The 18,795-nt window shown below is 73.7% G+C and carries 18 protein-coding genes and 1 pseudogene; 9 read left to right on the top strand and 10 right to left on the bottom strand.

Annotation, left to right across the window (positions count from 1 at the left end):
* Positions 1-10: 10 nt before the first annotated feature.
* Positions 11-850, top strand: coding sequence for an alpha/beta fold hydrolase (locus ACQEVU_RS23100; RefSeq protein WP_433326798.1), 840 nt, complete (start codon positions 11-13; stop codon positions 848-850).
* Here the strand turns inward: ACQEVU_RS23100 and ACQEVU_RS23095 are convergent.
* The 3 genes from ACQEVU_RS23095 to ACQEVU_RS23085 all read right to left on the bottom strand — a co-directional run bounded on the left by ACQEVU_RS23095 (position 840) and on the right by ACQEVU_RS23085 (position 3,994).
* On the bottom strand, positions 840-1,736 hold the full coding sequence (locus tag ACQEVU_RS23095) for a carbohydrate ABC transporter permease (protein ID WP_433326796.1): 897 nt from the start codon (positions 1,734-1,736) through the stop codon (positions 840-842). The two genes, ACQEVU_RS23100 and ACQEVU_RS23095, sit on opposite strands and share 11 nt — an antisense overlap.
* Entirely contained in the window at positions 1,733-2,575 is an 843-nt protein-coding gene (locus ACQEVU_RS23090; protein ID WP_433335030.1) for a carbohydrate ABC transporter permease, read from the bottom strand. The genes ACQEVU_RS23095 and ACQEVU_RS23090 overlap by 4 nt, the downstream gene beginning before the upstream one ends.
* A gap of 135 nt (positions 2,576-2,710) precedes the next feature.
* Complete coding sequence (locus tag ACQEVU_RS23085; protein WP_433326794.1) at positions 2,711-3,994, bottom strand: ABC transporter substrate-binding protein; 1,284 nt, start codon at positions 3,992-3,994, stop codon at positions 2,711-2,713.
* 294 nt (positions 3,995-4,288) lie between these two features.
* On the opposite strand from ACQEVU_RS23085, the gene ACQEVU_RS23080 reads away from it, so the two are divergent.
* Positions 4,289-4,765, top strand: coding sequence for a YdeI/OmpD-associated family protein (locus tag ACQEVU_RS23080; protein WP_433326792.1), 477 nt, complete (start codon positions 4,289-4,291; stop codon positions 4,763-4,765).
* On the opposite strand, the gene ACQEVU_RS23075 is transcribed toward ACQEVU_RS23080, so the two are convergent.
* Complete coding sequence (locus ACQEVU_RS23075) at positions 4,741-4,896, bottom strand: hypothetical protein (protein WP_433326790.1); 156 nt, start codon at positions 4,894-4,896, stop codon at positions 4,741-4,743. The two genes, ACQEVU_RS23080 and ACQEVU_RS23075, sit on opposite strands and share 25 nt — an antisense overlap.
* 104 nt (positions 4,897-5,000) lie before the next feature.
* On the opposite strand from ACQEVU_RS23075, the gene ACQEVU_RS23070 reads away from it, so the two are divergent.
* Positions 5,001-5,774, top strand: a complete 774-nt coding sequence (locus tag ACQEVU_RS23070; RefSeq protein ID WP_433326788.1) for an SDR family NAD(P)-dependent oxidoreductase — start codon at positions 5,001-5,003, stop codon at positions 5,772-5,774.
* A gap of 283 nt (positions 5,775-6,057) precedes the next feature.
* Here ACQEVU_RS23070 and ACQEVU_RS23065 read toward each other — a convergent pair whose 3' ends face one another.
* The 3 genes from ACQEVU_RS23065 to ACQEVU_RS23055 all read right to left on the bottom strand — a co-directional run bounded on the left by ACQEVU_RS23065 (position 6,058) and on the right by ACQEVU_RS23055 (position 9,922).
* Entirely contained in the window at positions 6,058-8,784 is a 2,727-nt protein-coding gene (locus tag ACQEVU_RS23065) for an Hsp70 family protein (protein ID WP_433326786.1), read from the bottom strand.
* A gap of 178 nt (positions 8,785-8,962) precedes the next feature.
* The gene (locus tag ACQEVU_RS23060; protein ID WP_433326784.1) at positions 8,963-9,211 is read right to left on the bottom strand and encodes an ATP-binding protein; all 249 of its coding nucleotides are present in this window, start codon (positions 9,209-9,211) and stop codon (positions 8,963-8,965) included.
* A 147-nt stretch (positions 9,212-9,358) separates the two neighbouring features.
* Positions 9,359-9,922, bottom strand: coding sequence for a hypothetical protein (locus tag ACQEVU_RS23055; RefSeq protein ID WP_433326782.1), 564 nt, complete (start codon positions 9,920-9,922; stop codon positions 9,359-9,361).
* A 233-nt stretch (positions 9,923-10,155) separates the two neighbouring features.
* On the opposite strand from ACQEVU_RS23055, the gene ACQEVU_RS23050 reads away from it, so the two are divergent.
* From ACQEVU_RS23050 to ACQEVU_RS23040, 3 genes are all read left to right on the top strand, one after another.
* Positions 10,156-10,503, top strand: a complete 348-nt coding sequence (locus tag ACQEVU_RS23050; RefSeq protein ID WP_433326780.1) for a hypothetical protein — start codon at positions 10,156-10,158, stop codon at positions 10,501-10,503.
* 309 nt (positions 10,504-10,812) lie between these two features.
* Entirely contained in the window at positions 10,813-11,103 is a 291-nt protein-coding gene (locus ACQEVU_RS23045; RefSeq protein WP_433326778.1) for a hypothetical protein, read from the top strand.
* Complete coding sequence (locus ACQEVU_RS23040) at positions 11,100-12,245, top strand: MFS transporter (protein WP_433326776.1); 1,146 nt, start codon at positions 11,100-11,102, stop codon at positions 12,243-12,245. The genes ACQEVU_RS23045 and ACQEVU_RS23040 overlap by 4 nt, the downstream gene beginning before the upstream one ends.
* A gap of 282 nt (positions 12,246-12,527) precedes the next feature.
* On the opposite strand, the gene ACQEVU_RS23035 is transcribed toward ACQEVU_RS23040, so the two are convergent.
* Positions 12,528-12,935: a hypothetical protein gene (locus tag ACQEVU_RS23035; protein ID WP_433326774.1), complete on the bottom strand. Its 408-nt coding sequence runs from the start codon at positions 12,933-12,935 to the stop codon at positions 12,528-12,530.
* A 169-nt stretch (positions 12,936-13,104) separates the two neighbouring features.
* On the opposite strand from ACQEVU_RS23035, the pseudogene ACQEVU_RS23030 reads away from it, so the two are divergent.
* Positions 13,105-13,452: pseudogene (locus tag ACQEVU_RS23030) on the top strand (BlaI/MecI/CopY family transcriptional regulator); the annotation flags it as partial.
* A complete protein-coding gene (locus ACQEVU_RS23025) occupies positions 13,449-14,408 on the top strand; it encodes a M48 family metalloprotease (RefSeq protein WP_433326772.1) in 960 nt (319 codons plus the stop codon). The pseudogene ACQEVU_RS23030 and the gene ACQEVU_RS23025, both read left to right, overlap by 4 nt.
* Before the next feature lie 110 nt (positions 14,409-14,518).
* Here ACQEVU_RS23025 and ACQEVU_RS23020 read toward each other — a convergent pair whose 3' ends face one another.
* Positions 14,519-16,147 carry a copper resistance CopC/CopD family protein gene (locus ACQEVU_RS23020; RefSeq protein WP_433326770.1) on the bottom strand — a complete coding sequence of 543 codons (1,629 nt, stop codon included), beginning with the start codon at positions 16,145-16,147 and terminating at the stop codon, positions 14,519-14,521.
* A 129-nt stretch (positions 16,148-16,276) separates the two neighbouring features.
* Complete coding sequence (locus tag ACQEVU_RS23015) at positions 16,277-16,834, bottom strand: NUDIX hydrolase (protein WP_433326768.1); 558 nt, start codon at positions 16,832-16,834, stop codon at positions 16,277-16,279.
* A gap of 252 nt (positions 16,835-17,086) precedes the next feature.
* On the opposite strand from ACQEVU_RS23015, the gene ACQEVU_RS23010 reads away from it, so the two are divergent.
* Positions 17,087-18,736: a methyl-accepting chemotaxis protein gene (locus ACQEVU_RS23010; RefSeq protein WP_433326766.1), complete on the top strand. Its 1,650-nt coding sequence runs from the start codon at positions 17,087-17,089 to the stop codon at positions 18,734-18,736.
* The last annotated feature ends 59 nt before the right edge of the window (positions 18,737-18,795 follow it).

Here is an 18,795-nt window from a genome sequence, read left to right as displayed (position 1 = left end):
GGTAGAGGTCATGGTTGAGGTACGACTGCATGACGGAAGCATCGTCGAAGCCGAGGTGGCCGGGGCCGGGCCGGCCGTGCTGCTGCCGGTCAACCCGGTGCCCGTGGACGGGCCGCGGGGCGAGGAGCTGCGGCGGTGGGGGGCCGACCCCGAGCTCGGGCGCAAGCTGGTCGACGGGCTGCGCGACCGGCACCGGGTGATCGCGTTCGACTACGAGGGGCACCTGCTCGCCTCGCCGCAGCCGGACACGCTGACGCCGGACACCATCGCGGCCGACCTGCTCGCCGTGGCCGATGCGGGCGGGGCCGAGCGCTTCGCCTACTACGGGTACTCGTGGCTGGCCGTCGCCGGGCTGCAGCTCGCGCTGCGCACCGACCGGCTCACCGGGCTCGCGATGGGCGGGTACCCGCCGCTGGACGGGCCGTACGAGGAGATGCTCACGGTCACGCGGGCCACCCACGCGCTGGCCGTTGAAGCCGCCGGGGCCCCGCCGCAGCCCGCGAGCGAGCCGACGGACGAGATCGACTGGTCGAGCGTCGTGATGACGTTGTCGCCGGCGCAGACGCGGCAGTGGGTCACGCTGTACGAGGCGCTGCAAGGGTTCGACGAGCGCGCCGCGCTCGCCCGCATCGGCGGTGCGCGGATGTGCTTCGTCGGCAGCCGGGACGAGATCAGCTACGACGAGCGGTGGGGCGGCGTGAGCGTCAGCATGGCCGCGCCGGCCGTCGAGCACCGGGCCGAGCTCGAACGGCTCGGCTGGGACGTGCGGGTGCTCGACGGCCTGGACCACATGGGGGCCATGCAGGCGGCGGTGGTGGTACCGATGCTGCGGGAATGGCTCAGTTCTTGACGGAGCCGGCCATCAGCCCGCCGATGAACCAGCGGCCCAGGACGATGTAGACGACCAGGGTCGGCAGCGAGGCGATGAGGGCGCCGGCCATCGAGGCGGCGTAGTCGGGCGACTGGGCACCCGCAAGGGCGTTGAGCGCGATCGTGATCGGGCCGTTGCGGGTGTTCGACATGAAGATGGCGAACAGGTAGTCGTTCCAGGCCGAGGTGAACTGCCAGATGACGGTGACGACGAAGCCGGGCGCCGACAGCGGCAGGATCACCGAGGCGTAGGTGCGCAGCATACCCGCCCCGTCGACCCGGCTCGCCTCGATGAGCTCGACCGGCACCGTCGTCGCGTAGTAGTTGCGGAAGATCAGCGTGCAGATCGGGATGCCGTAGACGCAGTGGACGAACACCAGCGTCGGGATGCCCGGCGGCAGGCCGAGCTCGTGCACGATCTGGCGCAGCGGGATCATCACCGCCTGGTACGGGATGAACATGCCGAACAGGATCAGCGTGAAGACGACGTCGGCGCCGGGGAAGCGCCAGCGGGACAGCACGAAGCCGTTGGCCGAGCCGAGTACCGAGGAGATGAGCGCGACCGGGATCGCGAGCTCGAAGGTCCGCACGAACGACGGGCGCAGCGAGTGCCAGGCCTTGGCCCACGAGGCGAAGGTCCAGTGCCCGGGCAGGTTCCACTGGCCGTTGACGCCGATCTCGCGGCCGGACTTGAGGCTGGTCACCACCAGCACGTACGCCGGCATGAGCACGATGATCAGGAAGAACAGCAGCAGGAGGTACCGCACGGCCTGCGCGGCCGGCGAGCGGCGGTTGATCCCGCCGGGCGCGCGGCGGGCCGGCGGGGCGGCCAGGTCGGGGCGCACGTGCGCGGCGGTCGTCGTCATGAGCGGCGCTCCACGCGGTTGTTGTAGACGAGGTACGGGACGATGACGATCGCCACGAGCAGCAGCAGGATGATCGAGATCGCCGCCGCCTTGGCGTAGTCGCTGGTCAGCAGCGTCTGCCAGACGTAGACGGCGGGCACCTCGGTGAGCCACTGCGCGCCCGAGACGCTCATGATCAGGTCGAACATCTTCATCGACATGTGGCCGAGAATGATCAGCGCGGACAGCGCCGTCGGGGTCAGCTGCGGGAAGAGCACGTGCCGGTAGAGGCGGTAGCCGCTGGCGCCGTCCATCGCGGCCGCCTCGCGCAGCTCGGCCGGGATCCCGCGGAACCCGGACAGGAACAGCGCCATCACGTACCCCGACAGCTGCCAGATCGCCGGCAGCGCCATCGCCGCCATGCCCCAGTCCGGATCCGTCCACCAGGGGTTCTCGAGGAAGCGCAGGTGCAGGTCCTCGAAGATGCGGTTGAGCCCGCCGGCCTGGGCGCCGTCGGAGGAGTTCATCAGCCAGCGCCACACGACGCCGGAGGCGACGAACGACACGGCCATCGGGAAGAGGTAGACGGAGCGGAAGAAGCCCTCGCCGCGGGCGCCGCGCTCCAGCAGCAGCGACCACAGCAGGCCCATGAGCAGCGCGCCGAGCATGAACACGACCGTGAAGACGAGCAGGTTCTTCAGCGAGTGGACGAACCGGCCGCTGATGTCCTCGGTGAACAGGTCGGTGAAGTTCTTCAGGCCGACGAAGCCCTTGTTGCCCAGGGCGTCGTGCTCGTCGCTGAGCGACAGCTTGATCGTCCAGCCGATGAGCCCGTAGACGAAGACGGCCAGCAGTACCAGCGACGGGGAGAGCAGCAGCAGGCCGGGCAGCCAGCGGCGCACGGCCGCTCCGGTTTTCGACACCGATCGAGTCCTTCGCGTATGGGTGCGGCGGAGCGGGGCCCAGACCCCGCCCCGCCGCGGCTCTGCGGGATGTTACTTGCCGGCGAACTGCTTGGCCGCCGCCACGAGCGCCTTCTGCAGCCCGGCGACGTCGCCGTCGCTGGAGAACTTGCCCTGGGCCGAGTTGACCGCGCCCTGCCAGCCCTGCGAGCAGGCCGAGCCGTGCGGGCACGACGGGACCGCGACGTCCTTGGCCCAGTCCGCGATCGCCGACTGCTGGTACGCCGGGTAGTCCGCCGCCACGGTGTCGGTGCGGGCCGGGATCGAGCCCTTCTTGGTGTTGAACGCCTTCTGGCCGGCGGCCGAGCCGACGGTCTTGAGCCAGCACTTGGTGCCCTCGGGGTTCTTCGCGCCCTTGGGCAGCACGAACGAGTCGGCGAGCCATTGGTAGGCGTTGCCGTTGCCGGGGAACACCGTGTACGAGTAGTCCTTGAAGCCCTTGGCGTCCATGTCGGCGGCTTCCCAGTCACCCATCAGCTGGAACGCGGCCTTGCCGTCCATGACGGACTTCTCGGCGTCGGTCCAGTCGAGGCTGTCCCGGTCCTTGTTCGTGTAGTCGAGCAGCTTCTTGTAGTCGTTGATGGCGGTGGTGACGTCCGCGCCGGCCCAGTCGGTCTTGCCGCTCCACAGGCCGATGAACTTGTCGGTGCCGAGGTCGGAGATGAGCACCGCCTCGAAGAGCATCTGCTGGGTCCAGTCCTTGCCCAGGGCGAGCGGGGTGACGCCCTTGGCCTTGAGGGTGTCCAGCTGGGTGAAGAACTGCGGCAGCGTGGTGGCCACCGACGTGATCCCGGCGCCGTCGAGGACCTTCTTGTTGGCCCACAGCACGTTGGCGCGGTGGATGTTCGCCGGCACGGAGTAGATCTTGCCGTTGACGGTCAGGCTGTCGACGAGGCCCTTCGGGAACGCCGTGGCGAGGCCCCAGTCCTTGTACTGCGCGGAGAGGTCCTCGATCTGCCCGGCCTTGATGTAGTCGGCGAGCTCGGCGCCGGCGTGCGCCTGGAACGTGTCCGGCGGGTCGCTCTGCTGCAGGCGGGACGCGAGGACCTGCTTGGCGTTGGACCCCGCGCCGCCGGCGACCGCGCCGTTGACGAACTCGTACTGCGCGCAGTCCGTCTTGAACTGGCTCACCAGCCCGTCGAGGCCCTGCTTCTCACCGCCGTCGGCCCACCAGGTGAAGACCTCGACCTTCTTGGAGCCTCCGCCGCCGCCACCGTTGTCGGTGCCGTCACCCTCGTCGGCACCGCAGCCACCGGCCAGCAGGGCCAGGGCGATGCCGGCGGCGGCGAGGGTGGTCGCACGCCCGTAATAGCGCATCCGTCCTCCAGATAGGGGTGTACCGCTGTTTGAGTGTGTGTGTTGGGGTGTCGTTGATGCTCACGCTTGGTCGAACGTGTTGAAGCATGATGATGTCCGTAAGAGGTACGCGGCGGCGGCCAGTTCTGTCAACGCTTTGCGATAACAAGGCCGTCACATCGGGTCGGCCGATGTTCAAGATCGACATTTCGGGACATCCACGGTAAGGAGTTGACAGAACTGCGGGCGGTTACTTCCAACGCCCGCCTGCTGTTGTTACACAACAACCAACACAGCGGGTCTAGGGTCGGCAGCATGGGAGCCGCCACGCGCACCTTCACCGCGACCGTCGCCGCCGGCCCGCGCGGGCGGCTCGTCGTGCCCGTGCCGTTCGACCCGGACGAGGCCTGGGGCGCCAAGGCCCGCCACCTCGTCGGCGGCACGGTCGGCGGTCGGCGGGTGCGCGGCGAGGTCGAGCGCACCGCCGACGGCCCCGCGCTCGTGATGGGCCCGGCCTGGCAGCGCGACTGCGGCCTCGCCGCCGGCACGACGGTGAGCGTCGAGCTCACGCCCGAGGGGCCGCAGCGCGCCGACCTGGCCGAGGACGTCGCCGAGGCGCTGGCCGCGGATGCGGCCGCCGCGCTGTTCTTCGACTCGCTCGCGCAGTTCTACCGCAAGGCCTACCTGCGCTGGGTCGACGCCACGAAGCGCCGGCCGGACGAGCGGGCCGGGCGCATCGCGGAGATGGTCCGCCTGCTCGCCGCCGGTCACAAGGAGCGGCCGAAGCCCTGACCGTCCCGGGACACCCACCAGCGCGACAGCGTGCAGGTGAACGCGGCCACGAGCGCCGCGGCGGCGACCCGCGCCGCGCCTACGTCCAGGCCCAGGGCGTACAACCCGGACGCCCCCGCCCGCTCCCCCAACGCCCCTCGAGACCGCGTGCTGTGACCACTGACGTTCGCCGGGTTGGACAGAGGGGCGGGCCTACCCGGCGAAGGTTTCCGGTCACCGCAGTAGCGTCGGGCTCATGAGAGCGGAACGGGTGTTGGTGACCGGTGGTACGAGCGGGCTCGGGCGGGCGATGGCCGCGGCCCTCGCCGCTGCCGGGTCGGCGGTGGCGCTGACCGGCCGCGACGGGGACCGCGCCGCGGCGGTGGCGGCCGGGCTGCCCGGCGCCGTCGGCCTCGAGCTCGACGTGCGCGACGAGGCCTCGGTGGCCCGCGCGGTCGACGCGGCGTGGAAGCGCCTCGGCGGGATCGACCTGCTGGTGAACAACGCGGGCATCGGGATGCGCACCGTCAACCCGCGGTTCATGACCGAGCCCCAGGGGTTCTGGTCGGTGGCGCCCGAGCAGTTCCGGGCCGTCGTCGCCACGAATCTCACGGGGTACTTCCTGGTGGCCCGCGAGGTGACGCCCCGGATGCTGGCGGCCGGCGCCGGCCGGATCGTCAACGTGTCGGTGAGCGAGTCGACGATGCGGCGGGCCGGCTTCGTCCCCTACGGCCCGTCGCGCGCCGGCAGCGAGTCCCTGTCCCGCGTCATGGCCGCCGACCTGCGCGGCACCGGCGTGACGGTGAACGTGCTGCTGCCCGGCGGCCCCACCGCCACGGGCATGCTCCCGCCGGACGCCCCGGCGCAGGGCGTCCTGCGGCCCGAGGTGATGGGCCCGCCGATCGTGTGGCTCGCCTCCGAGGCCGCCGAGGGCGTGCACGACGAGCGGATCGTCGCCGCCGAGTTCGACGCCTGGCTGCGCGCCCGCGCCGCGGGCCCCACCGGCGGCGCGGGCGGCCCGGCGCGCTGAGCCGTGCGCCGGGGCGCCGCCTGAGCGGGCAGCACGGCATCCATGGCCGCCGCAGGTCGCGGACTTGCCTGTGCCTCGTGATCGACGAGACCGGACAGCCGACGTTGCGGTGCTCGAGCCGGGTCTTGCAGACGTGGTGACGCTGGAGCGGCGTCGCGCGGCGGGTGCCGGCCACGAGCAGGCGCTGTTGCTGGATACGCTTGCGGAGTACCAGTGGGCAGGCAATCGCCGCAGTGCTGGTCACGCCTGGCTGGCCCTGAGTGGGCCGGCCCCGTCGCTGCTGCTACTTCGATGGGGCGGTCGGCCAGAGCCGGGCGACGCCGTCCTCGCACGCGGCGGCGAGGGTGCCCGCGTCCGGGCTGAATGCGATCCCGCGGGGCTTGCAGGCGTGCTGGATCCGCGCGCCCGTCTCCTGCCCGGTGGCCACGTCCCACAGGGTGATGTCGCCCTCCTTCCCGGCCGTCGCGAAGAGCCGTCCGTCGGGGCTGAAGGCGTATGTCTCGATGTTGTTGGCGTCGCCGGCCCGGAACGTCGCCTTCTGCTCGCCACCCGGCACGCTCCAGACCGACACGGTGACATCGTGGTCTCCGTCGCTCGCCGTCAGCAGCGTCGTGCCGTCCGGGGCGGACAGCATGGCATGCACCCGCCCGGGCTGGCTGGCGAACTCGGCGGATCGGTTCCCGCTCGACACCTCCCAGAGCCGGATCGGGCCGTTCGAGCTGGCGGTCGCGACGGTGCGGCCGTCGCGGCTGAAGGCGATCGCCGAGACGAAGTGGGGCAGTCCGGAGGTCACTGTGGGCTCGGTGACGATCTCGCGGACCTGCGCGCGGGTCGCCGTACTCCACAGCCGAATGCCGTTCTCGCCGAGGCTGCCGGTGGCCAGGAGCCCACCGTCGCGACTGAACACGACGGTTGAGATGATAAACGCGCTGCCGTGGTAAGTGTCGATCGGCTGTCCGTTGGCGGCGTTCCACAGTCGAATGGTCGCATCGCCGCTCACAGTGACGACGCTCTCGCCGTCCGGGCTGTAGACGATCTTGCCCACGCTGTTGGTGTGCCCCGTCAGGGTGGCGATGGGCTGGCCGGTGGCCGCGTTCCACAGTCGAGCGGTGTGGTCGACGCTGCTGGTGGCGATGGTCTTGCCGTCCGGACTCCACGCCACCGTGTTGACGGCCCCGGTGTGGCCGGTGAGGGTGAGCGCCGGCATGGGACTGGGGCTGGCGGTCTCGCTGGTCCCAGAGGTGGCGGTGTTCCGATCGCGGTTGCTCAGCACGACGCCGGCGATTACGCCGGCCACGACGAGCACGGCGACCGCTGTGGCGAGGACCACGACGCGCCGCCGACCGCGACGACCCGTTGGCGGCGGTTCGGCGGGGCTATCGGCGGCCCGCGCAGGACTTGCTGCTGCCAACGGTGCGGAAAGGCGTGGCGCCTGCTCGGCCGCGGCGAGCCCGGACGCTGTCGGCTCAGGCTCGGCAGCCTCGGTTCCGGCGGGTTCGGCGGTTGCTGGTGTGGTCGCTGGTTCGGCGGTGGGTGGTCCGGCGTGCTCGGCGGGCTCGGTTCCGGTGGCCTCGGGCGCGGCAGGCTCTACGTCCGCCCGAGTCAGCCGCGCCCGACCATGACCCTCGCCGGTTGGTCCAGCGGGTTCGGCGGAACGGCCCGGCGTGGGCTCGGCCGCGACAGGTGCGGTAACCGGCTCCGACTGAGCGGGATCGGTGACTGGCTCGGGCATGGTCGACACGGTTACCGGCTCGGGCACGGTGGGCACGGCCGCTCGCGCCAGCACGGCGGCTGCCGACGCGGCCTCGGTCGTGGCCTGCTCCACCGCAGGCGGTGCGGCCTTCGCTGCGGGCGGTGCGGCCTTCGCTGCGGGCGGTGCGGCCTTCGCTGCGGGCGGTGCGGCCTCCACAGTGGACGCTGCCGCTGCGGCCGGTGCGGGCCTTGCCTCGGCGTGCAGGCTTCCGATCGCGACCACCAGCTCCGGCTGGTCGATGACGGTCGGGGCGATCCGCAACGCCCGGTGCAGCAGACTCGCCACCAGCGGGATCCGGCTCGAACCGCCGACGAGGAACACGCCGGCGATCTCCTCGTGGCGCACCCCGGCGGTGCGCAGCGTAGCGAGCGTCAGCGCAACCGTCCGGTCCAGCAGCGGCCGCGCGGCGCGTTCGAACTCGTCCCGGGTCACGTGCACGTCCGCGTCCACCAGCGGCACGTGCAGATCCGCCTTCGCGTGCCGGGACAGCTGCTCCTTGACCGCCCGGGCGCCCTGCCACAGCGCGCGATGGGCCCGCTGGTCGGCGGGCGTCTCCGGCCAGTCCAGCCGCCCCCAGCCGGCCTGCTTCCCGGACGTGACCGACCGGGCGTGCGCGACCACAACCGCGTCGACGTCCAGGCCGCCGACGTCGGCGAGGCCGTCGGTGGCTATGACCTCCGCGCGGTCCGCCGTGTGGCGCACGACGCTCACGTCGAACGTCCCGGCACCGAGGTCGTACACCACAAGGCACTGCCCCCGCGGGAGCTCACGGCCGAGAACGGTCGCGAAATAGGCGGCGGCCGCGACGGGCTCGGCCACGAACCCGACCTCGGTGATCCCGGCGTCCCATGCGGCCGCCGACAGCAGCCCCAGCCGGCTTCGGCTCCAGGCCACCGGGTGCGTCAGCACTGCCGAGCCCGGCACAGTTCCGCCAACCCGCTCGGCCTCGGCCATCACCCGCCGCAAGACCGCCGCGACCAGTGCCGCCACCGGCAGCTCCCGCTCGCTCAGCCGGACGGCGCGGTCGTCAATGCGCCGCTTCGGGTTGGCCTCGAACCCGGCCGGGTGCGCGGTCGCGGCCCGCTCGGCGTCCGCACCGGTCAGCAGTTCGCCGTCCGCGTCGGCGAAGACCCCGGACGCCAGCAGCGGCGACGAATCGAACAGCAGCGGCATCGCCGCACCGTTGTCGCGGCGCAGCACCGCGACCGTGTTGGACGTGCCGAAGTCGACACCCAGCCGCACCGTGTTGGTGACCACGCGCACACCTTAAGCCACCGCAGCCACTGCGGGAGCTACGCCTTTCCGCGCCGATGAGGCGCCGCTAAGTTGGACATGTTGCTGCCGTGACTGCGGCGCTCGGTGCGAGCGGCATGACATCGCGACGTCGTCAGGCCCTGGCGTACCAGGGGATGGTCGTCGGCGAGCAGAACGCGGATCATGGCGGCTCCGGGAGCGGGAATCGGGCGGTGACGGCTCCGCCGTCCGGGCCGGGACCGGCGTGGCGGCGGCCGCCGAGTTCGGCGGCGCGCTCGCGCATCGCGGTGACCCCGACGCCGGGCAGCCAGGGCCCGGTGGAGGTGCCATCGTCGCCGACGTCCGGCGCGAGCTCGCGGGCCGACGCCGAAAGGCGTATGCGGCAGCGTTGCCCGTTGCTGTGGCGTACCGCGTTGGTGATCGCCTCCACGGCGGTGCGGTAGGCGGCGACCTCGACGGCGGCCGGCAGGTCCGGAAGGTCGCCGGCGTCGATGGTGCACCGCAGGTGGGAGCCGGCGGTGAGCCGGTCCGCCTGCGAGCGCAGGGCGCCGCCAAAGCCCGACCTGCCCCTCGTACGTCAGGGGCCGGCGCACCGGCGGGCCGGCCGCGACGCCGTGGGAGGCGACCGGCCTGCCGCTGGCGCTCTCGATGGCCACGTAGGGCAGCCGCAACATGGTGGCGATCGCGTCCGCGAACGAGCCGAGCGCCTCAGGATCCCGCCCAGGATGACGAGGGCCGTGCTGGTGATGAGCACCTTCTCGAGCAGGCTGCCCCATCGGCTGGCCGGCCGGCCCGACGGGAACCGGATGTTGATCAGGCCCTGCGCCGCGATCGGCGCGAAGCCGAAGGCCGAGACGGTCAGCCCCCAGCGTGGCGCCGCGCCGTGGTCGCCGTGCACGACGGCCTCGTACGACGGCGGCAGGACCAGCATCTCAACGACGACGAGCACCGCGGCACCGGCGAGCATCCACCCGGACGGCAGGTCCGGCCGCCGGTCGATGAGCAGCGCACCCGCCACGCCGTAGGCGACCATCGTGACCAGCGGTTCCAGCCACCCCGGCGACGCGTCGTCAGCGTCAGGGAAGGAATGGCCGCCGGTCACCCAGCCGAGCAGGAACAGCATCCCGACCAGGACGGCCACCAGCGTCGCGGCCGCCCACCGGCTGGCGTCGCGCTTCGGGTGCGTTCGTGCAGCGTCGATGCGGCGAGTATCGCAACCCGGACCGGCCTGACCATCGGCCGCGGTTCCCGACCGGCCGGGAACGCCTTCCCGGCCGCCCGGGACGCCGCCGCCGCGCCGCGGGAAGCGCCGCCCTGGCTCGGTGAGCGCGGCGCGGCCGACGCTGAGCGCATCGACACCACAGGGAGGCCGTCATGAGAACGATCCGCTACAGCGCCGCCGCCGTCACCATCGTCATGTCACTGCTCAACCTGCCGATCGCGTTCGACGACGGAGGCGCCGGCATCCCCGCCCCGCTGGCCTGGCTCGTCAGCATGCTCGGCGTCGCCGGCATCGTCGCCGCCGTCGCGCTGCTACGCTCGGCCGCCTTGGCCGTGCCCGCCGTGATCACCGTGGGCGCTCTCAACCTCGTCGGCGCCGTCGTCGAGCTCGTCAGGAAGTCCGACGGGGCGATCATCGGCCTTGTGCTCAGCGTCGTCGGAACCGCCCTGGCCGTCGCGTACGCGATGCGCAAGCCCCCGACCGCGGCGCCGGCCCGCTGATCGCGGCCGGAAAGGACCTCCAGGAGCGACACCATGCGCACCGCTGGTCGCCGCGGTCGGCTTCGCCGGCGCCAGCGTCGCCCTGCTGCGCACGCGCAACAACGACTTCGACCTCGCGCCTGCGAGGTTCACCCCGGGAGCGTAGGACCACCCGGCAACCGTGACCGCCGGCACCGAACCAGCCGGCGGTCACGCTGATCGTCTTCGACGCCGCGCGGCAGCACGTCCCGTCCTCACCCGCGTCTGCGGCGTGCTCGTCCGCCCCCGGACGGCACACTCGCGCTGCAGCACCGCGGCGGGTTCCGGACGGTGGAGGCGGTCGCGGTGGCCGACGGCAGCCCGCGGTACACCCTCTTCGGCCACGGCGACGCCGTCACCGCGGCCGAGGACCGCACCGTGCGCGTGTGGGACCTCGCCACCGGCGAGTGCCGCCACGTGCTGAGCGGGCACAAGGAGAAGCTGTCCGCCCTCGCCGTCAGCGCCGACGGGCGCACCGCCCGGGCCACCGCGCGGCGCAGCGGCCAGCAGCTGCGGGCGCGACGCCGGTCGGGCGGCCGGCGTGTCGATCCGGGCCGGCTGCCGATCGTCGTAGGGACGTGACCACGAGCATTCCCCGCCGCGCCGTGACGGCCGTGTTCCTCATCAACGGGCTGACGCTGTCGACGTACATCGTCCGCGCCCCCTCCATCAAGAGCACCTTCCGCCTGAGCGACGCCGAGTTCGGCGCCACCGGCCTCCTGTTCGCCGTCGCGGCGCTGGCCAGCATGCAGCTGGTCGGCCCCCTGGTCGCCCGGGCCGGCAGCCGCGCGGTGCTGCGCGCCATGCTGGTCGTCATGCCGGTGCTGCTCGCCGCCGTCGCCGCGGCGCCCGGGCCGTGGACGTTCGCCGCGGTGGCCACCGCGCTCGGGGCCGCCCACGGCACCACCGACGCGGCGATGAACGCCAACGCGGTCACCGTCGAGCGCCTGGCCGGCCGACCCATCCTCAACGGCTGCCACGCCGCGTGGAGCGTCAGCGCCGTCGTCGCCTCGCTGGCCACCGCGCTGCTGAGCCACGCCGGCGTCCCGCTGTCCGCGCATCTCGTCGTGGCCGCGGTTGTACTCCTCGTGGCGGGCCTGTTCGTCACCCCGCACCTGCTCCCCCAGGTCCTGGAGCAGGGTTCGGCCACCGCTGCGCGGGCCCCGCTGACCCGCCCGCTCATCGTGCTGGGCCTGACCGGCACCGCCCTGATGGTCTGCGAGGGCGCCGCGCTGGGCTGGGGCGGCATCTTCCTGCACGAGACCCGCGGCGCCACGCTCCCCGTCGCCGCGGCGGCGGTCACCGCGTACACGGCCGGCCAGACCGCGGGCCGCCTGGCCGGTGACCGCCTGAGCCTGCGCGTCGGCGCCGGCCCCCTGTTCCGCTCGGGCGCGGCCCTGGCCGCCGCCGGGTTCGCGGTCGCGGTGCTCTGCGGCCACCCGTACGCCGCGGTCGCGGGCTTCGCCCTGGCCGGCCTCGGCACGTCGGTCCTGATCCCGCTCACGTTCAGCGCGATCGGGAAGCTGCCCGGCGCCGCCACCGCCGCGCTGGTGTCGCGGTTCACCACGTTCACGTACGCCGGCATCCTGCTCGGCCCGGCCCTCATCGGCTGGGCGGCCCAGGTCGCCGGCCTGGCCCGGACCCTGGCCGCCCTGGTACCCATGCTCGTGGTGATCGCGTTGCTGCCGCGCCCGGCTACGGTGCCGGCCGGCAGCGCACGCTGAGCGCGGCCGCGGGGTCGCCGTCGCCGAGGCGGAGCCGGACCGGGGCGGCGCCGGGGTTGCCGGCGGCCCTCGCGCCGATCCGCGCCCCCTTGGCGACGTCGCAGTCCAGGAACCCCGGCCGGCACGGAAGAGGCCGCGCTCATCGAGGCGGCCGCGGGCCGCTCGGTGCGGCTGCACGGCCTGGCCCGCTACCGTGTCGCGGGGCCGCCGGGCCCGCCGGGGCCGACCTGCTCGGTGCGCCGGGCGCCGCCGGTCGCGGGGCAACGCCCGGCGCGCGGGCGGTCAGTGCGAGGCGATGGACAGCCCGCCGTCGCCCTCGCCCAGGTGCAGCTGGGTGCCCTGGGCGAAGCTCGAGCCGAACTGCGCCCGCAGCGCGTCGAGCTCCGAGAAGCTCGCGGTGTGTGCCGACTCGCTGCCCTGGGCGGCGAAGACCGAGTCCGAGGTGTGCGAGTCGTTGGAGTAGTTCGTGAAGTCCGTCGACTCGTAGTGGCTGCCGTCCGCGCCGTCGAACTCGACGTGCCGGCCGGTGCTGAAGTCGGTGGACTCCGAGGCGCTGTGGTCCTCGCCGTACACGCCGAACTGCGACGCGTAGTCCGACTCGCTGCCCGCCGCCTGGTGCAGCTTATCGAGCTCGCCGGACTCCTGGCCGGCCTGGAAGTTGCTGTACTCGAGGTCGCCGTACTCGCTCATCAGGGTGGTCCTTCCACGATGCGGGGGAATTCGGCGCGCTCGCCGATGACCAGCACACTACTATCGCAGCTAGTAGGAAAACCTCCCCGAAACGTGCCACTCGATCGCCCCTACGAACCGGCGTCGTTGCGAAGTACGATGACGCGGTGCAGGTTTCGGGGAACTTGAGGCGGCGCTCATGGAGCTGCTGTGGCAGCGGCCCGCCCCGACCACGGTCCGCGAGGCGCTGGCCGGGCTGGACTGGCACCGCGAGCTCGCCTACACCACGGTGATGACCGTCCTGGACAACCTGCACCGCAAGGGCTGGCTCACCCGCGAGCCCGACGGCCGGGCCTACCGCTACACGCCCGCCCTGACCCGCGAGGAGTACGTGGCCCGGGCCATGCACGACGCGCTCGTCGACAGCGGCGACCGCGCGGTGGCGCTGACCCACTTCGTCGGCCGGATGAGCCTGGACGACGCCGCGGCGCTGCGGGCCGCGCTGCGCACCTACGAGCGCCGGATCGCCGGCCGGTGAGCCCGCTGCTGCTGGCCGGGTTCACCGCGGTGCTCGCCCTGGCGGTCGCGCCCCGGCTGGCGTCGGCGCGCTGGGTGGTGCGAGCGCCCCGGCTCGCCGTCGGGGCCTGGCTCGGGCTGTCCGGCGCGATGCTGCTCGCGGCGGTGCTCACCGGCCTGACCCTGGCGCTGCACTGGAACCGGACCCACGACCTGGTCGAGGGGGCCTGGCACATCTGCCTCGACGCGCTGCTGGGCCGCCATCACCGCCCGGCCCAGGCGGCGGCGCTCGCCGGGCTGGCCGGCCTGCTCGCCCTGACCGCCCGGCTCGCCGTCCACGCCCGCCGGATGGTCGCCGCCGCCCGCACCCGCCGCGCCGAGCTGCGCCTGGCGGTGCGGCTCGGGACCGTGCCCTCGCCGCTGCCCGGTGCCAGCGTGGTGCGCCACGCCGAACCGGCCGCCTACCTCATGCCCGGCCCCAGCCTGCCCGGCCGCGCGGCGGAGATCGTCGTCACCTCGGCCGCCGTCGAGCGCCTCCCGTCCGCGCAGCTCGCCGCGGTGCTGGCCCACGAGCGCGCGCACCATGCCGGCCACCACTACGAGCTCGTCCACTGGATGCGGCTGCTCATGGCCGCGTTCCCGTGGCCGGCCTGCTTCCGGCTCGGCAGCCGCCACATGGACCGGCTGGTGGAGCTGTGCGCCGACGACGCCGCGGCCCGCAGCGCCGCGCGGATCGACCTGGCCCGGGCGCTGGTCACGCTGGCCCAGCCGGCGCCCGGCCCGGCCGGCGGGCCGCTGGCCGCCGGCGGCGGCGACAGCCTGGAGCGCCTGCACCGCCTGCTGAACCCGCCCCGGCCGCTGCCCTGGCCGGCCCGCGCCGCGATCGTCGCCGCCACCGCCGCGGTCCTCGCCGCCCCGGCCGCCCTGGCGGTGTTCGACCGCTATGTCGCCTGGGCGTCCGCGCTGCTGCCGCTGTAGCCGACCGCGGCCGCGTCGAGCGGGGCCGTGCCGGAGACACAGCGACCAAGGGGATGGTTGGCGGAACCCGGCACGGCCCGCCACCACTCTACTACGATTTGCCGTAGTAGTCAGCCGACCGGCACAAGCGCGGTGACGGTGGCCTGGTCGAAGTCCGATACGCGCAGCGTGATGGCGAGCCGCCATTCGCCGCGCAGCGGGAACGTCAGGTTGCCCAGGCCCTGGTTGCCGGTGAGCGTGAAGACCGGGTTGGGCATCGGCTCGATGCCGCGCTCCGGCAGCGCCGCCGTCACCGTCCACTCGGCGACCGGCAGCGGCCGGCCCTCCGGCGTGAACACGTAGGCGTGGAAGCTGTTGTACTCGCCCACCGTCGCGGGGTACACCTCGAGCTGCACCGCATAGAGCGCGCTCGTCAGCGTCGCGGTGTAGCCGCCCGCCCGCGCGGCCGCGGCCGCCTCCACGTCGCCGGTGCGGCCCGGGCTGAGCTGCACGAGGACGGCGGTGGCGGCCAGCACGGCGAGCGCGACGGCGGCCTCGGCCCGGACCGTCCGGCGCAGCCGCGCCGGCGCCGCCGTGGCGGTCCCGCGCCGGACCAGGCGGCGGGAGGCGGCGGCCGCGGCGAGCATCGCTACCACCAGGGCGGCCTTGGCCAGCAGGACCCGGCCGTACGCGCTGCCGGTGACCGCCGCCCAGCCGCCGGCCTGCACGAGCGCCTGCACCAGACCCGCGGCGACCAGCCAGTACACCGCGACCATGGCCCACCGCGACCACGACGGCAGGATCAGCCGCAGCTCGCGCGGGTCGGCCCGGCGCAGCACCACCGCCCAGAGGCAGACCAGCCCGCCGATCCACAGGCCCATCGCCGCCAGGTGCAGGACGTCCGCCGCCACCAGCAGCGCCGCGTGCGGCGAGGCCACCGGATGGCCCGTGAGCGGCCACGTCGCCAGGCCCGCCGCCGCGGTCAGGGCGAGCGCCGTGCCGCGCCGCCACCCGGGCCGGCGGCGCAGGCCGCCCAGCAGCGCCGCGGCGACCGCGACGGCGAGCAGCCGGCCGAGCAGAATGAGGCCGAACGGGCTCGCCACGACGTCGCGCACCTCGGCCGGGGACACGTCGAACGGTCCCGCGCCCGAGGCGGCCGGCGCCTGCAGCCACAGCGCGGCAAGGGTGCCGGCGGCCACCGCGACGAGGCCCGCCCGGGCCAGGCGCAGCGGGACGCGCCGGGGCAGGCGGCGCGGGTACCACACCGCGAGCATCACCGCGGGCCCGATCAGCAGGACCAGCCCCAGGTAGCCGGCGAACCTGGCCGCCGGGACCGCGGCCCGCACGGCCGGATCGGTGCCGGTCGGCACGGCGGCGACCGGACCGGCGGACGGCGCGCCGACCGAGAAGCTGAACGAGCCGGAGACCGGGTGGCTGTCGGCGGAGATCACCCGGTAGGAGACGACGTAGGTCCCGGTCCGCGGCTCGGCGGAGCGCAGCCGGATGGACAGCGCGCCCGGCGACGCCGCCGGGTCGCCGGCGTTGATGCGCTTGCCGTCCGGGCCGACCACCACGGTGCGGCCGGGGACCGCCCGCACGGGCTCGTTGAACGCGAGCCGGATCTCGGCGGGCAGCGCGGGCACGACCGAGCCCGGCGGCGGGTTGGAGTCGCTGAGCACCGCGTGCGCGCCGGCCGGCCCGGCCGGCCCGAGGAGCACGGCGGCGACGCCGGCCACGGCCGCCGACAGCCACCAGGTCACGCGCCGCCGCTGTCGTCCCACATCAGGGCGTACGGGACGGGCGGCGCGAGGGTTCAACCCGGACGGCGGTAACCGGCGATCCGTCGTCGGGGCGCGCACCATCCAGCCGCCGCCCGCGCAGGACTACCCCTAAGCACGTTCGTAGTCCACTGTGGACATCAGGCGGGCCGCCCGGGCGATCGTCTCACGCAGGTTGGGCTCCGCCGTCACCGACAGCGCCTCCGGCACCGTCAGCCAGCGCAGCGGGGCGCTCGGGCGCTCCGGGCGGGCCGCGTCGGGGGTCGCGGTGGCCAGGACCAGGCGCACGTCGGCGTGCTCATGCGCCGGCTCGTCGCCCTTCGCGTTCACCGGGACGATCACGACGTGCACGAGCCCGGCGTCCGGCCAGGGCGCGAGGTCGCCCAGCCCGGTCTCCTCGCGACCCTCGCGCAGCGCGACGGCGAGCGGGTCGGTCTCGCCGGGGTCCGCGTGGCCGCCGACGTGCAGCCAGGCGCCCTGCCGCTCGTGCCACCGCAGCAGCACGCGCGCGGTCGGCGGGTGCACGATCAGCGCCGACCCGGTGACGTGCAGCGGGCTCGCCCGCGTCCACGGGTCGTCCGCGCCGGCGAGCAGGGCGCGGAGGCGGGCGACGTCGGCCTCCTCGGCGGGGCCGGCGGCGCGGTAGCGGGCGAGGACGTCGGCAAGCACGCCACGCAGCCTAGATCACGGCTCGGGACGGCACAGATTATTCAGCGCGTAAGTTCCCCTTGCGCGGAGCCTACGGATCCTGCACGGCCGTGCTGACTCAATCGGTTATGTAGTCCGTGATCCGACACCACCAACCGTCTGGAACGCGAAGGCTACCCAGAGCGGCCGCCAGGTGACCGCCGGAAAAGCCCTCAAGCGGCCGCAATCACCGCCGATCGGGCTGGTAATGCTCAAAGGCGGGGGGACAGTGCCATGTCGCAACAGGGCGTCGCGGTGACCGTACGGCGGGGAGCGTTCACCGGGTGGGTGGCTGACCGGGGCGTCATCACCAAGGCGTTTCTCGTGGTCCTGCTCATGGCGGTGGTCGCCGCCGCCATCGGCGTCCTGGCCCTCGTGCGGATGTCGGACCTCAACGCCGGCCTGCACGACATGAAGCGCCGCCACCTCGACAGCTCACAGCAGCTCATCCGGCTGCGCGGCGGCCTCGCCGACATGTACCGCAACGCGCTCATGTTCTCGGTCTTCACGTCCAACAACGACCCGGCGGACGCCAAGCAGTCCCGCGCCGCGGTGGCGGAGGCCGACAACGCCGTCGACGCGGCCGCGGCGGCCTACCGCATCGCGGCCGCCGGCTCGGCGGCCCGGCTGGCCGCCCTCGAGCAGGTGACCGCCGCCGTCGCGAAGTACCGCTCCCTGCGCAACGTGACCCTCTTCCTGGAGGCGCCGCCGGCCGGCTACACCCTGCCGCCCCAGGACCAGATCGTGGCGACCGCCAACTCCCTGGAAAACCAGGTCAAGGCCGCGATCGAGCACCTGCAGACCGTCGAGAGCGACGAGGCCACGGCCACCGCGAACGAGGCCGACGCCGCGTACGGCCGCGCCCGCACGCTCATCGGCACCATCCTCGTCCTGGGGATCGTCGCGGCGCTGCTGGCCGGCGCCTGGATCGCGCGCATCCTGCGCCGGCAGCTCGGCAGCGTCGCCGGCGCCCTGCACGCCCTCGCCGGGGCCGACCTGACCGTGCCGGCCGAGGTGTACGCCCGCGACGAGCTCGGCGCGATGGCGACCGCCGTCAACAACGCCCGCGAGGGCCTGCGCAACACCGTGAACGCCATCACCGGCGGCGCACAGACGCTCGGCCAGAGCTCGCAGCAGCTCACCGCGATCACCGGCCGCATCGCCACGAACGCCCGCGACGCCGCCCGGCAGGCCGACGTCGCCGCGGGCGCGGCCGACGCGGTGTCGCACAACGTGCAGACCGTCGCCGCCGGCGCCGAGCAGATGGGCTCGTCGATCCGCGAGATCGCCCGCAACGCCGGCGAGGCCGCCCAGGTCGCCGCCGAGGCGGTCGGCGTGGCCCAGTCGACGAACCAGACCGTGTCGAAGCTCGGCGACTCCTCGGCCGAGATCGGCAACGTCGTCAAGGTCATCACCTCGATCGCCGAGCAGACCAACCTGCTGGCGCTCAACGCCACCATCGAAGCGGCCCGCGCGGGCGAGGCCGGCAAGGGCTTCGCCGTCGTGGCGAACGAGGTGAAGGAGCTCGCCCAGGAGACGGCCCGGGCCACCGAGGACATCTCGCGGCGGGTCGAGGCGATCCAGGCGGACACGGGCAACGCCGTCTCCGCGATCGGCGAGATCAGCCGGATCATCGCCCGGATCAACGACTACCAGCTGACGATCGCGTCCGCGGTCGAGGAGCAGACCGCCACCACGGCGGAGATGAGCCGCAGCGTGAGCGAGGCCGCCGGCGGCGCGAACAACATCGCCGGCAACATCGCGGGCGTCGCCCAGACCACCCAGGCCACCACGTCGGTCCTCACCGAGGCCGACACCACGGTCACCCAGCTGTCGCAGCTGGCGGCGCGGCTCCAGCACGAGGTCGCCCGCTTCCGCGCCTGACCCGGGACGCTTCCCGCCCCCTGACGCCGCCCGGAGACCCGGGCGGCGTTAAGAGTGCG

It is taken from the genome of Dactylosporangium sp. CA-139066 (assembly GCF_050936175.1).
Classification (GTDB): Bacteria; Actinomycetota; Actinomycetes; order Mycobacteriales; family Micromonosporaceae; genus Dactylosporangium.
This window is presented reverse-complemented; position numbering and strand designations above follow the sequence as displayed.